Annotated in this window: 14 protein-coding genes; all 14 read left to right on the top strand. The window is 33.3% G+C overall.

From position 1 onward, the window contains the following. Nucleotides 1-770, top strand: a 770-nt coding sequence (locus RMR19_RS12810; RefSeq protein WP_310603884.1) for a TIGR01212 family radical SAM protein, incomplete at its 5' end; no start/stop codon positions are given. Then, nucleotides 763-2,145: an HlyD family efflux transporter periplasmic adaptor subunit gene (locus RMR19_RS12815; RefSeq protein WP_310603885.1), complete on the top strand. Its 1,383-nt coding sequence runs from the start codon at nucleotides 763-765 to the stop codon at nucleotides 2,143-2,145. The genes RMR19_RS12810 and RMR19_RS12815, both read left to right, overlap by 8 nt. Nucleotides 2,146-2,158: 13 nt before the next feature. Next, on the top strand, nucleotides 2,159-2,842 hold the full coding sequence (locus RMR19_RS12820; protein ID WP_310603886.1) for a YggS family pyridoxal phosphate-dependent enzyme: 684 nt from the start codon (nucleotides 2,159-2,161) through the stop codon (nucleotides 2,840-2,842). A gap of 41 nt (nucleotides 2,843-2,883) precedes the next feature. Next, on the top strand, nucleotides 2,884-3,513 hold the full coding sequence (locus tag RMR19_RS12825) for a cell division protein SepF (RefSeq protein ID WP_310603887.1): 630 nt from the start codon (nucleotides 2,884-2,886) through the stop codon (nucleotides 3,511-3,513). Between the two features lie 8 nt (nucleotides 3,514-3,521). Beyond that, complete coding sequence (locus tag RMR19_RS22175; RefSeq protein WP_442871542.1) at nucleotides 3,522-3,785, top strand: YggT family protein; 264 nt, start codon at nucleotides 3,522-3,524, stop codon at nucleotides 3,783-3,785. Between the two features lie 39 nt (nucleotides 3,786-3,824). Further along, a complete protein-coding gene (locus RMR19_RS12830) occupies nucleotides 3,825-4,580 on the top strand; it encodes a YlmH family RNA-binding protein (protein WP_310603888.1) in 756 nt (251 codons plus the stop codon). A gap of 11 nt (nucleotides 4,581-4,591) precedes the next feature. Further along, nucleotides 4,592-5,518: a DivIVA domain-containing protein gene (locus RMR19_RS12835; protein WP_310603889.1), complete on the top strand. Its 927-nt coding sequence runs from the start codon at nucleotides 4,592-4,594 to the stop codon at nucleotides 5,516-5,518. Nucleotides 5,519-5,617: 99 nt separating this feature from the next. Further along, nucleotides 5,618-6,706, top strand: a complete 1,089-nt coding sequence (gene aroB / locus RMR19_RS12840) for a 3-dehydroquinate synthase (RefSeq protein ID WP_310603890.1) — start codon at nucleotides 5,618-5,620, stop codon at nucleotides 6,704-6,706. A gap of 22 nt (nucleotides 6,707-6,728) precedes the next feature. Further along, nucleotides 6,729-7,235, top strand: a complete 507-nt coding sequence (gene lspA / locus RMR19_RS12845) for a signal peptidase II (protein ID WP_310603891.1) — start codon at nucleotides 6,729-6,731, stop codon at nucleotides 7,233-7,235. A gap of 114 nt (nucleotides 7,236-7,349) precedes the next feature. After that, nucleotides 7,350-8,276 (top strand): RluA family pseudouridine synthase, encoded by a 927-nt coding sequence (locus RMR19_RS12850; protein ID WP_442871543.1) that lies wholly within the window; start codon nucleotides 7,350-7,352, stop codon nucleotides 8,274-8,276. Between the two features lie 215 nt (nucleotides 8,277-8,491). After that, nucleotides 8,492-8,857 carry a BlaI/MecI/CopY family transcriptional regulator gene (locus RMR19_RS12855; RefSeq protein WP_310603892.1) on the top strand — a complete coding sequence of 122 codons (366 nt, stop codon included), beginning with the start codon at nucleotides 8,492-8,494 and terminating at the stop codon, nucleotides 8,855-8,857. Nucleotides 8,858-9,233: 376 nt separating this feature from the next. Continuing rightward, nucleotides 9,234-11,546 (top strand): ABC transporter permease, encoded by a 2,313-nt coding sequence (locus tag RMR19_RS12860; RefSeq protein ID WP_310603893.1) that lies wholly within the window; start codon nucleotides 9,234-9,236, stop codon nucleotides 11,544-11,546. Nucleotides 11,547-11,557: 11 nt separating this feature from the next. Beyond that, complete coding sequence (locus RMR19_RS12865; protein WP_310603894.1) at nucleotides 11,558-12,316, top strand: ABC transporter ATP-binding protein; 759 nt, start codon at nucleotides 11,558-11,560, stop codon at nucleotides 12,314-12,316. Between the two features lie 90 nt (nucleotides 12,317-12,406). Beyond that, the gene (locus tag RMR19_RS12870) at nucleotides 12,407-12,829 is read left to right on the top strand and encodes a nucleotidyltransferase domain-containing protein (protein ID WP_310603895.1); all 423 of its coding nucleotides are present in this window, start codon (nucleotides 12,407-12,409) and stop codon (nucleotides 12,827-12,829) included. Nucleotides 12,830-12,951: the final 122 nt, after the last annotated feature.

Here is a 12,951-nt window from a genome sequence, read left to right on the forward strand (position 1 = left end):
AATTAGAAAAAAATAAAGAGCATATTGCCAAACGTTATCATGCAGATAAGTATATCGCTTATTTTCAAAATTATACGAACACATATATGTCAATTGAGCAATTCAAAGCATATATGAATGCCGCTGCCGTGTTTCCTGACATTGTTGAAATATCCATCTCAACTCGTCCAGATTGCATTCATGATGAGTATCTCCAATTTTTAAAGCAATTATCAGAGGAAAAAAACATTGGAATAACAATTGAATTAGGATTGCAAACGGTAAATTACCATACACTTAATCAGATAAATCGAGGACATACTTTAGCAGAATTCTTAGATGCCGTATTAAGAATTGCGAAGTATGATTTTTGTGTGTGCACACATATTATATTAAATCTACCACAAGATACACTAGAAGATGTTATAGAAACCTCAAAAGTTCTTTCGGTATTGCCGATTCATATTGTTAAACTGCATTCATTATATATTGCCAAGAATTCTGAGATGGCTACACAATATGAAAAGAATGAAATAACGATATGTTCAAAAGAGGAGTATATACAAAGGCTTAGATTGTTCTTAGAACACCTTCGACCTACTATGGTTGTTGAACGATTGTTTTCAAGGATACCAGAAGATGACTCTGTATTTAGTAACTGGAATACAAGTTGGTGGAAACTAAAAGATGAATTTGAGGCTGAAATGGAACATTTCGAAAGCTATCAAGGTAAGCAGTATAATTATATCAATGGTTCTGCACTGAGCAGAGGAGGTTACTTACATGAGTAGTAAAGGCAGAAAAGTGGCCAAATACAGAAGACCAATTAATATTAATATTGGTGCGATTATCTTTTTCGTATTATTTATCTATATTGGTATTAATGTTTTTCTATACCTGAACAAAGAGCATTTGGCAATCTATGAAGTAGTCGAAAAGACAATAGCAGACGATAACACTTGTCAAGGCATTATCCTTCGTGATGAGGAAATCGTAACGACCTCTCAAGCTGGTTACGTAAATTATTACATAAAAGATGGTGAGAAGGTAGCAAAGAATTCTGTCGTATATTCCTTAGATCAAAATGGTAGTATTGCTGAAACACTAGCAGAATCTACGGAAACAATAGAATTAACATCAAAAGATATTGCAAGTATACGTTCAGATATTAGTAATTTTAAGAATACGTATACACCAAGTAATTATAGTGAAGTATATAACTTCAAATATGACTTAGAGAATGGTATCCTCGATTGTCTTAATAATTCGAATATGAAGAATATTGAGAGCATCTCTTCACAATCAGGAACCGTGTTTGATGTTGTTAAATCGAAAAAGAGTGGTATTGTATCTTACTATTGTGATGGACTAGAAAACCTTACGGAAGATGACGTAACACTAGATACATTTACTATGGATTCCTATAATAAAACAATGTTACGGGCAAGTACTCTTATGGAAAAAGATAGTCCAATCTATAAACTTGTAACGAATGAGAAATGGACACTTATTCTCAACATTTCCAAAGAGCAATATGATAAACTATTGGAAAAAACTTCCGTTAAAATGGTTTTCAAAAAAGATAATTTGACGGTTACAGCTCCAATTACTGTATATCAAAAGGGTGAAGGTTTTTTTGCTAAATTGAATTTTAACTCGTATATGCTTCGCTATGTAGAAGATCGTTTTGTAACGGTTGAACTTATTCTTAATTCTGCAAGTGGACTAAAGATACCGATTTCTTCTATTACAGAGAAAGAATTCTATAAAGTACCACGTTCCTATTGTACAAACGGCGGAGATACTAGTGCTGTTGGTGTAGTAAAACAAGTCTATGCAGAAAACGGAGAACAGACATATCCTTTTGTTCCAACAGAGATTTACTATCAAGATGATGATTTTTGCTATGTTGATAAATTTTCTCTTAGTGCTGGTGATATCATTAAAAATGTAGAGACACAAGAGACCTACACAATATCAGAAACAGACAAGCTAGAAGGTGTCTATAATGTCAATAAAGGATATTGCGTATTCCGAAGAATCGAAAAAGTTTATGAAAATCAAGAATATTGTATTATTAAATCAAATACAACATTCGGTTTATCCGAATACGATCATATTATCTTAGATGCTTCCATGGCAGTAGAACAAAATATTATATATTAAGAGGACGAGTATTATGATTAAGGAAAATTTAGCCTATGTAGAAGAACAAATAGCTAGAGCCTGTGAAAGAGCCGGCAGAAACCGCGAAGACGTTACTTTAATTGCGGTTAGCAAAACAAAACCATTAGCACTTGTTGAAGAAACAATGGATTGTGGTATTAAGGAATTTGGTGAAAACAAAGTACAAGAAATTATGGATAAATATGAAACAGTGAAATTGCCTGTCAATTGGCATATGATAGGGCATCTACAAAGAAACAAAGCAAAATACATTGTAGATAAAGTATGTTTGATTCATTCTGTAGATTCCTATCGATTAGCAGAAACGATTAATCAAGAAGCTGCTAAGAAAAATGTAATCTGCGATATATTAATAGAAGTAAATATCGCAAAAGAGGATACGAAGTTTGGTGCAATGGAAGAGGAGGTTCTTCCATTAATTGAACAGATTTCTAAGCTTTCTAATATAAGAATTAAAGGACTTATGACAATTGCTCCTTTTGTTGAAAATAGTGAGAAAAATAGGGTTCATTTTAGAAATTTGCGAAATTTATGTGTTGACATCAAAACGAAAAACATTGATAATGTTGATATGAAGATTTTATCCATGGGAATGACAAATGATTATGAAGTTGCAATTGAAGAAGGTGCTACGATGGTTCGTGTCGGCACTGGAATTTTCGGTGAACGTGATTAACAACTAACCATAAGGATGTAATATAAAGATGGGAGATATTTATGGCTAATATATTAAAAAGTTTTCTTGGCTACTTAAAGTTAGGAGAAGATGATGATTACGATGATTACGAGGACGATTACGAAGCAAAAGAGAGTGCACGTGAAGAAAAGAGACGTTCTAGACGTGAACGCGATGACTCTGAGGATAATGTGATAACAAAACCAGAGAGACTTTCTCGTCCAGAGAAGATTCCAACACGTTCTTATATCGATAAGGATAAAGAGGATGACGAACTTCAAATACCAGTTTCAGAAACTAGAAAAGAGCGTACACAACGTTTAGAGCGTGAACGTTCGAACTCTTCGAATAAGATTGTTCCTATTCGTACGAGCAAAGGGCTTGAAGTTTGTATTACAAAACCTTCTTCGTTTGAAGATTCTCAAGATATCTGTGATATGTTGTTAGGTGGACGAGCTGCTGTAGTCAATCTTGAAGGATTTGATCCTGTAGAAGCACAGAGAATTATGGATTTTATATCAGGATGTGTTTATGCTATTAATGGTAAACTTCATCAAATTTCAAGATACATATTTATCTTCTCACCTGATACAGTAGATATTTCGGGTGATTATCTTGATTTAGTTCAAGATGAAGGATTTGGAGTTCCAACTATTAACAAAGAATTTTAAGGAGTCGTATGAGTAACTTAATCGTAAATGCACTTTATGTTTTCTTTATCGTATTAGAAGTTGTATTGTTTGCATATTTTTTGACGAGTTGGTTCCCAATTAATATGAAGATAAAAGAATTTCTAATCACTTTACTAGAACCTCTATTAGCACCAATACGGTTCTTATTGAAACATTCTATATTTAATACAAAAGTGGTTGATTTAGCTCCTATGATTACCTTAGTTGTTATATTATTTTTTCAAACAATTTTTTATCATTTAAAGGGATAGGAACATAATAAAAATCAATCGTAAGAGGTAAGATGAAACATGACCAAAGAAGAGCAATTGCTTTGCAAAAGACTAAAAGAACTTGCCTTTAGTACATTCAATAAAGGATTTACAACGTATTCAGATTTTTTGAATTTGAACGAATTGAATTTATTATTGTCTATGAAGAAAGAATTACCACCAGTAGAAATTGATTTATATGGTGGTTATGAGGACGCAGAACGTAAGATGGTTTGTTTCTATCAGCCGATGAAGGATTATGATAGAACATTTCCTATTCACTGCATTAAGATAGCCCCACGTAATGAGAAGTTTAGTGATGCCTTAACGCATAGAGATTTTCTAGGTGCATTACTAAACCTTGGAATAGAGCGTTATACAATTGGTGATATCATTATAAAGAACAAGGAAGGGTATGTATTCTGCAACGATAAGATGTGTCATTATATCGTTGAGAATCTTACCCGTATAAAACATACCGATGTTAGATGTACACAAGATGATAATTTAATGATAACTATGACACCTCAGTTTCAGGAAATTCGAGGTACGGTAGCTTCTGTAAGACTTGATGCTGTATTAGCTTTAGCATTTAACGGGTCACGAAGCAGCCTTAGTAATTTAATTCCTGCTGGGAAGGTGTTTGTTAATAGTCGTTTAATTGAATCTATAAGCTACACTCTCAATGAAGGAGATGTAGTGTCCGTTCGAGGATACGGAAAATTCATCTATCAGGAACAACAAAACCAGACAAAAAAAGGACGATATTTTGTCGTATTAAAGAAATACATTTAGGAGGCACAGTAATGTTAACACCGATTGAGATACAAAGTAAGAATTTTAAAACAGGATTTGGCTATGATCGAAAAGACGTAGACGGTTTTATGCGTGATGTTTTAACAGGTTACGAACGATTATATAAAGAAAATGTAGAATTAAAAGATAAAATTAGTGTACTAAACGATGGAATTCAATATTATAAGACTATCGAAAAGACACTACAAAAAGCATTAGTTCTTGCAGAGCAAACGGCAGAAGAGACAAAACAAGCAGCACTTAAAACTGCAAAAGCAATTGAAAAAGAAGCACGCGGGAAAGCTGACTTAATTATTGTTGATGCGAAGAATGAATTAAACCATATCAATCAAATGATTACAGCACTTACAAGTCAATATGAAAGCTATAAAGTTCAATATAAACATTTGGCAGCAACACAGATTGAATTATTACAATCGCCAACATTTGAATTAACACTTATGAATAGCGAGTATATAAATATGGCTTCGGCTAATCTAGCAGAAGAGGTTTCTGCTCCACTACATACTCAAGCATCAAAAGAAGATTCTACTAGCATTGAAGGACATGAGGAGATACAAGTTCCTTTAATGGAAGAGTCTCCAGTTAATGAAGTTGTTTCAGAAGTTCAAGATGAAGAAGCTGATAAAGTTCTTGCCAAAAAACTTGTTGATGAGTTTATTGACGAGCCAATCGCTAAAAAAACTTCCGTTGAAGATTTATTTACGAAAGAAGAGCTAGAAGCATTTGAAAAAATTGCAAGATATGTTAATACCGCAACCGATACAACTTCTGGATCAGATGCCGAAGATTCTGACTTCGAAATAGAAGACGAAGTTGCATCTACCCTTGATACCGCTTCAAGTACTAGTAAAGAAAAAAGCAATTCTTCTGAATCCGAATTTGAATTTATCGATTTTGAAGTTAACCTTGATTAATATGATTAAATAGGCTGTCGCTGTGCTCTCTATCAAGCACGACAGCCTCATTATTATATACAAAATTGAAATAACTCGAACTATGGAAGGGGCAGTTTTATGCATGAAATACTAAACGTTAATTACAATAATTCTTGGTGTTATGACATCATTTTTCATAACTCCTATGATAAATTAGGTGCAGAATTAGAGAAACTTGAGTTATCTAATCGCAAAGTATGTATTGTATGCGATTCTAATACAAGCATATATCTACAAGATGTAATAGAGAATACAAAAAATCATGTGGCATTCGTTGATTCCTACGTGTTTCCTGCTGGGGAAGAGAATAAAACATTAGATACTGTTAAGAATCTATATGAGCACCTTATCAAGGCTCATTTCGATCGTAACGATGTTTTATTCGCTCTTGGTGGTGGCGTAGTAGGCGATTTAGTTGGTTATACAGCGGCTACCTACCTACGTGGAATTCGTTTCGTACAATTACCAACGACACTTTTATCAATGGTTGATAGTAGTGTTGGCGGAAAAACAGGTGTTGACTTTGACGCTTACAAAAACATGGTTGGTGCTTTTCATCAGCCCAAATGTGTCTATATGAATCTAGCAACGCTTCAAACATTACCAGCAGAACAATTTTCATCTGGTATGGCAGAAGTAATCAAATATGGTTATATTAAGGAAGCACCTTTCTATCAATGGTTACAAGATAATCATGACCGCATTATGAACCAAGAATATGAGATTATTCTTGAAATGGTGTATCGTAGTTGTTTATGCAAAAAAGAAGTAGTAGAAAGAGATCCTCATGAAAAAGGAGAAAGAGCTTTACTTAATCTTGGTCATACACTTGGCCATGCAGTAGAGAAACTTATGAACTTCAAATTATTCCATGGACAATGTGTTGCTATTGGTACAGTTGCTGCAATCCATATGTCTGTTATGAGAGGTATGCTTTCCATGGAGGAATTAGAAGAAGCTATCTCTGTGATACGCTCTTTTGGCCTTCCTGTTGGTATAACAGGACTTGATATAACAGAAATTATTGCTGCTACAAAGAACGATAAGAAGATGGAAGCTGGTAAAATCAAATTCATCTTACTTGAGAAAATCGGAAATGCTATTATTGACTCTACTGTAACTGACGATGAAATGAGAGCAGCATTAGAATTTATTCAAAACAAATAACTCTTTGGAGGAACAAGACTTAATGAAAAAGAAGGCAACTGGTTTAATCTGGTTTGTATTATTAATTGCATTAGACCAAATTACCAAAATTTTAGCAAAGACAAACCTTGAAGGTAGTTCAGGTTATGATCTAATAAAAGGTGTATTCCAATTCTTTTATCATGAAAACCGTGGTATGGCGTTTGGAATGCTTCAAGATAGAATTTGGCTATTTGTAGTATTCACACTAATTATTTTAATCGGTATCGCATTTGTATATATCAAATTGCCAGAAACAAAACATTACCAACCTGTTCACTGGATTTTGATTTTCTTAGCTGCTGGTGCAGTTGGAAACTGTATCGACCGTGTATTTAGAAATTATGTAGTAGATTTTCTATACTTTGAATTAATTGATTTCCCAATATTTAATGTAGCAGATTGCTATGTGACAGTATCTTGTGTTTTACTAATCTTACTGTTCTTATTCTACTACAAAGATGAAGACTTGAATTTTCTTTCTAAGAAAAAAGATCAAACTATTTCGTAACAAGATTAATAGAAGAGAGGATTTACTAATTTGAATACAGATAACGAATTATTCGATGATGATTTGTTAGATGAAACGACAAATGAAGCAATCGCAAATGACGAAAATCATACGATTGTTTCATTTGTCGTAACAGAAGATAATCAAAACATCCGAATTGATAAATATTTAGCCACAGTTTGCCAAGACCTAGATGATTTCAATCTATCACGTTCTTATATACAATCTCTTGTAAAAGAGAATTCCGTTTGTGTAAACGATAAGGTAGTAAAGGCAAACTATAAAGTAGTAAAAGGGGATACGGTTACTATCGCAATTCCCCAACCAAAAACACTCGAAATTGAACCAGAAGACAGTCCACTTGATATCTTATATGAAGACGACGATCTTATTGTCATTAACAAAGAAAAAGGAATGGTTGTTCACCCTGCTGCAGGACATTATTCTGGTACGATTGTAAATGCGCTTATGCATCATTGCAGAGATAATTTATCTGGCATCAATGGCGTATTACGACCAGGTATTGTTCATCGAATTGATATGAATACAACAGGTGTTATCGTCGTATGCAAGAATGATAAATCTCATACTTGTATCGCAGAACAATTAAAAGTACATTCTATTACAAGAAAATACGAAGCAATCGTTTACAACTCATTTTCGACTATGGATGGTACGGTAGAAGGCCCAATCGGAAGACATCCGATTGACCGTAAGAAGATGTGTATCAATCATAAAAACGGAAAAGCTGCAACAACACATTATAAAGTTATTGAAAACCTTGGAACGCAATACGCATACGTAGAATGTGCTTTAGAAACAGGTCGTACCCATCAAATTCGCGTTCATATGGCAAGCATATCCCACCCACTTGTAGGTGATGATGTCTATGGTCCTTCCAAGTCTAAATTCAAACTAGAAGGGCAAGCATTACATGCTAGAGTTCTTGGATTTATTCATCCATCAACAAACGAATACATGGAATTTGAAGCACCATTACCTACTTATTTCACAGATTTACTAGAAAAATTACGAAAATAGTGTGGAACTTGTATTAAAATATCGTTACTATACACACATAACAAGATATCATTAAATTTGACAAATACCATCCATTCATGTAGAATATGAGTATTGTTGCTCTTAATGGGTCTAAAGTCATATGCGATATCGAAAGCAGTGATTAATCGTTCAAATTAATCCTTCCCAATACAGAGCTAGAATCATAGAAAGTGAAAGTATGGGGACAAATTAGGATGAAAGAAATTCGATTACACGAAGGTGAACTTAACATTATGGAGCTTTTATGGTCCAATAAGTCACTTGCCGCAAAGGATATTGCTAAAATTATCAAAGAGTATATCGGTTGGGAAAAGAACACAACGTATACAGTAATTAAAAGACTTATTGATAAAGGAGCAATTATTCGAGAAGATCCTGGTTTCTTATGCAAAGCATCCATATCCAAACGCACCGTGCAAAACACGGAAACAAAAGCTTTAATAAATCAATTATACAGTGGTTCACTAAGTAAATTCATTGTAGATTACCTAAAAGGACAAGAGTTATCAAAAGCAGAAATTATGGAACTAGAAAGAATAATAAGTGAGCAGAAGTTTTAGTAAAAGTTATGTCTATCAGCGAAGTATTATGTTTTGGAATCATTTGAAATTCCGAAACATAATACTTCGCTTTAATAGTTTTTGAAGAAAGCATTTCTTTCTCTGGAGTATTGGTTAAAAAATAATAATCCAGTATATATGAAATAAGAACCACTTAATGTTACAAGTAATGTGATAGAACAGGACCTAGATAAGTCATTAAACTGTCTTTTTTGCGTGTATTTTGTTGCATCCCATATATACATTTGCTTTGTTTATAATTATTTATAATTTAACTATTTTTATTTAATATTTATGATTTAATCTAGATACAAGGTAATTACTTAACAATCCCTATTCATTCAATACACCACCAATTATAAAAGGAGCCCATACCATGTGGATTAAACTATTTAGACAACGGGGAATCCAATCCGTGATGATTTTCTTTGTTATACTCTTATGTACCGCATTACTTAATGGCGCGTTGACAATGCTAACTTCCATCAATGAACCATATAAACAGCTAAAGGAGGAGTGTAAACCTGCCGATATAACGATATTCTTTTACTCGACAGACTATCGTTCTTGTGAGTTCTATCAAAATCGTTTTAATGAACTTGATGAAGTAAAAGAGACAATTCTTACACCATATTCCTACATCAATGACGAGATGTATGTGAATGAAAAAAAGATAGAAGCATTTGCGGATTTTGTTGCATATGATACGAATATACATGGCGATATCCGTATACTTGAGGGTAATTCTATCCCAATCAATAGCGATGAAGAAAAACAATGCTTAATTCCAGCATGTATCAAAAATGAATTTAATTTAAATATAGGAGACCAACTTATAATTAAAAATACAACAGGTGATCTAACGTATATCATTAGTGGAATTTTTGTAGAACCCTATTCAACCTCAACAGCATTTGATTCATCTATACTAATAGATAAGATACCGAAAGAATGTTCTATACAATATGCTTTAAAAATCTATGCAGGCAATCATTATACAGAAAAAGATATCATGACTACATACCAAGAGAAATACCCTGAGATATTCCCTGGTTACATAAGTCGTGTTGATACTATGATATCAAATGCATTGTTAGCACCGAATATAGTATCTGCCGTATTCCTTGCAATTGGTTGTATTATGTTAGTAATAAGCTGCTTAATTATAAACTTTATGATTCGCCATACGATGCATACTGATGCGAAGTCAATCGCTATCTATAAGACCATCGGATATGATAGCAACGCTATACTCAAAATGTATCTTACGTTTTATCTTGCTATTGTTTCTGTCGCAAGCGCATTGGGTATTGTAGTATCCAAATTACTCTCAAACCTGATATTAAATAGTATATTTGAAAACCTTGGCGAAACCTCAAATATCCATGTTTTACAAACAGGATTACCATGTTTTATTTTTATCTTTTTATTTGTTCTAGCAATTATATATTTCATCATTCGTAAAACGAAGAATATTAAACCGATCTATGCTTTAAATGGGCTTCAAAACACCAACACAAAGAAACAACGATTTAACGGAAATGTAAGTACCGCATTTTCTCCAATGGGAATTGCTTTACGAAATATATTACGAGATAAGAAAGGTATTATTAGTATTCTGTTAACGGCTATCGTAACCATTTTTAGCATTAATTTCGCTATGATTTCATTAGATGTTGCCAATTCCCAGAAAGAAAACAATGAACACTGGATAGGGATTGATTCTTCTGATGTTATGATTCATGTTTCCGATGTAAGTCAATATGATAATATAAAATCCCTTGTAGACGCAGATGAAAGAGTTGCACATACATATAACATGGTTCAAGGTGAAGTAATCCTTCTTGACTGGAAGAAAGATATTGTTACTCCTAACTTATATCCCTTCGTTTATGATGACTATGAAAGCATAGATTTACCTGTAATCCAAGGAAGGAATCCAAATACAAAAGATGAAATTGCGATATCAACCAAAGTTGCAAATGATTTAGGAAAAGACATTGGTGATTATATTGAGTGCTATGTTGGAACTACGTTCAAAACAAAATTACTGATTACAGGGCTTTTTCAAACATATTACCAACTTGGCGATGCCTGTCGTCTACGCACAGACACCTACACATCAAATGCAATTTTGATAAGTTATAATACCTGTTCTATTTATCTAAAAGAAGGCGTTAATCAGGAACAATTTATTCAAGATATAAAAGACCAAATCGGTAATCATGGTGAAGTAATCCCTAGAACAGAAGCATTTTCCTCTATCCTAAATATGATTACAACTCCTCAAATTAATGGAATCCCTCCTGTTATCATACTTGTTTTCATAATTGCAGGCATTAATATATTCTGTATCGTAATGCTAAAGAATTCAGATAACGAGAAAAACAACGGTATCTATAAATGCATTGGTTATTCAACAAACGATTTACTTTTATCCAATCTGTATTATGTCGGCATTATTGCTCTTATCGCAATTGTGATTGCTGTACCATTAACAATACTATCTTACGGAAATATTATGTCGCTTGCACTTAGTTTATTTGGATTTCGAAAGTATCCGATTACGATTAATGTGATACATCTTATTATCCTTAACACCTGTGCATTCTTACTATTTATGATTAGTACGATATTATCTAGCCATACGTTGTATCATGTAGATGTTAGAGATTTAGTGACAGAATAATGGAGGTCAACATGAAAAATTCAATTATCAAAACACAATTATTGTGTAAGAGTTTTATTACCGATGGAGAAATTAACAACATTATTAAAAATGTAGATTTAGATATCTATGAAGGTGATTTTACTGTAATTATGGGAAGTTCAGGCTCAGGTAAATCAACACTTTTATACTCGCTGAGTGGTATGGATCAAGTTACTACAGGAAAGGTGTTCTTCGATAAGGAAGATATCACAACTATGAAAGAAAAGGATATTTCGAAACTACGTAAGAATAAACTTGGATTCGTATTCCAAGGAATTAACTTAATTCCAAATCTTAATGTCTATGAAAACATCGTAAGTCCTACCTATAAAACCCAATTTACACGTAAAGCAGTTGAGGAACGTGTGACATATCTTATGAATAAACTAGAACTTGATACGCACAAGCATAAGTTTCCGAATCAGATGTCAGGTGGGCAACGACAGAAGGTTGCAATCTGTAGAGCATTAATTAATGAACCTAAGATTTTATTCGCAGATGAACCGACAGGGTCTTTAAATTCCTCTCAAGGCGAAAGCGTACTTGATATATTTACAACAATACATACAGAAGGGCAGTCTATTGTTATGGTTACTCACGATTTAAAAGCTGCCCTTCGTGGGAATCGAATCCTATATATTAAAGATGGACGGATTGATGGAGAGCTGACATTAATGGAATATAATACCGACGATTTGGTACAAAGAGAAGAGATTGTATATAAGTTTTTGAAATCAAAAGGTTGGTAAACAGATAATATTACGCATTGGTCATGGCATTTTTCGGAATAAAATGATATACTAGGATTATCGATTACGAATAGGTAGGGGTGGTCTCATATGCGTGATATTATTAATATGATAACTGAATGGGGAACAAATGATTCACAAATAGAAGCAATTGTACTTGTCGGCTCTTTTGCACGTCAAGCAAATAAACCAGACTCTGATATTGATGTATGTATCATAACTGAATTTAAAGAGGAATTACTTTATAAAATTTCTTTTATTCATCATCTCGGAAATGTAAAAAACTTTGTAATAGAATATTGGGGAGCGTGCACTTCCATACGTGTATGGTTTGAAGAGGGTGAGGAAGTTGAATTTGGTCTTGTTGAACCTAGTTGGTATTCTACACCTTTAGATCAGGGTACACATAAAGTATTAAACGATGGATATCAAATCTTAGTTGACAAGCAAGGTATTCTTAGCAATAAAGCATTTCCTATACGACCTTTACTAGGTAAGTATTCAAAGAATTAAAGGAGAAATGTCATGATGCATACCGTTCTTATTGTTGAAGATGAGAAAGAGCTTGCTACTATTGTAGCTGCTTACTTAAAAATAGAAGGATTTCAAGTAGAGATTGCAAACGATGGCAAAGC

It is taken from the genome of Anaerosporobacter sp., assembly GCF_031551385.1.
Taxonomy (GTDB): domain Bacteria; phylum Bacillota; class Clostridia; order Lachnospirales; family Lachnospiraceae; genus Anaerosporobacter.

Excerpts from the sequence above, each read along its gene's own strand:
- RMR19_RS12815 (WP_310603885.1), top strand. The coding sequence starts at position 763 with ATGAGTAGTAAAGGCAGAAAAGTGGCCAAATACAGAAGACCAATTAAT.
- RMR19_RS12820 (WP_310603886.1), top strand. The coding sequence starts at position 2,159 with ATGATTAAGGAAAATTTAGCCTATGTAGAAGAACAAATAGCTAGAGCC.
- RMR19_RS12825 (WP_310603887.1), top strand. The coding sequence starts at position 2,884 with ATGGCTAATATATTAAAAAGTTTTCTTGGCTACTTAAAGTTAGGAGAA.
- RMR19_RS22175 (WP_442871542.1), top strand. The coding sequence starts at position 3,522 with ATGAGTAACTTAATCGTAAATGCACTTTATGTTTTCTTTATCGTATTA.
- RMR19_RS12830 (WP_310603888.1), top strand. The coding sequence starts at position 3,825 with ATGACCAAAGAAGAGCAATTGCTTTGCAAAAGACTAAAAGAACTTGCC.
- RMR19_RS12835 (WP_310603889.1), top strand. The coding sequence starts at position 4,592 with ATGTTAACACCGATTGAGATACAAAGTAAGAATTTTAAAACAGGATTT.
- aroB (WP_310603890.1), top strand. The coding sequence starts at position 5,618 with ATGCATGAAATACTAAACGTTAATTACAATAATTCTTGGTGTTATGAC.
- lspA (WP_310603891.1), top strand. The coding sequence starts at position 6,729 with ATGAAAAAGAAGGCAACTGGTTTAATCTGGTTTGTATTATTAATTGCA.
- RMR19_RS12855 (WP_310603892.1), top strand. The coding sequence starts at position 8,492 with ATGAAAGAAATTCGATTACACGAAGGTGAACTTAACATTATGGAGCTT.
- RMR19_RS12860 (WP_310603893.1), top strand. The coding sequence starts at position 9,234 with ATGTGGATTAAACTATTTAGACAACGGGGAATCCAATCCGTGATGATT.
- RMR19_RS12865 (WP_310603894.1), top strand. The coding sequence starts at position 11,558 with ATGAAAAATTCAATTATCAAAACACAATTATTGTGTAAGAGTTTTATT.
- RMR19_RS12870 (WP_310603895.1), top strand. The coding sequence starts at position 12,407 with ATGCGTGATATTATTAATATGATAACTGAATGGGGAACAAATGATTCA.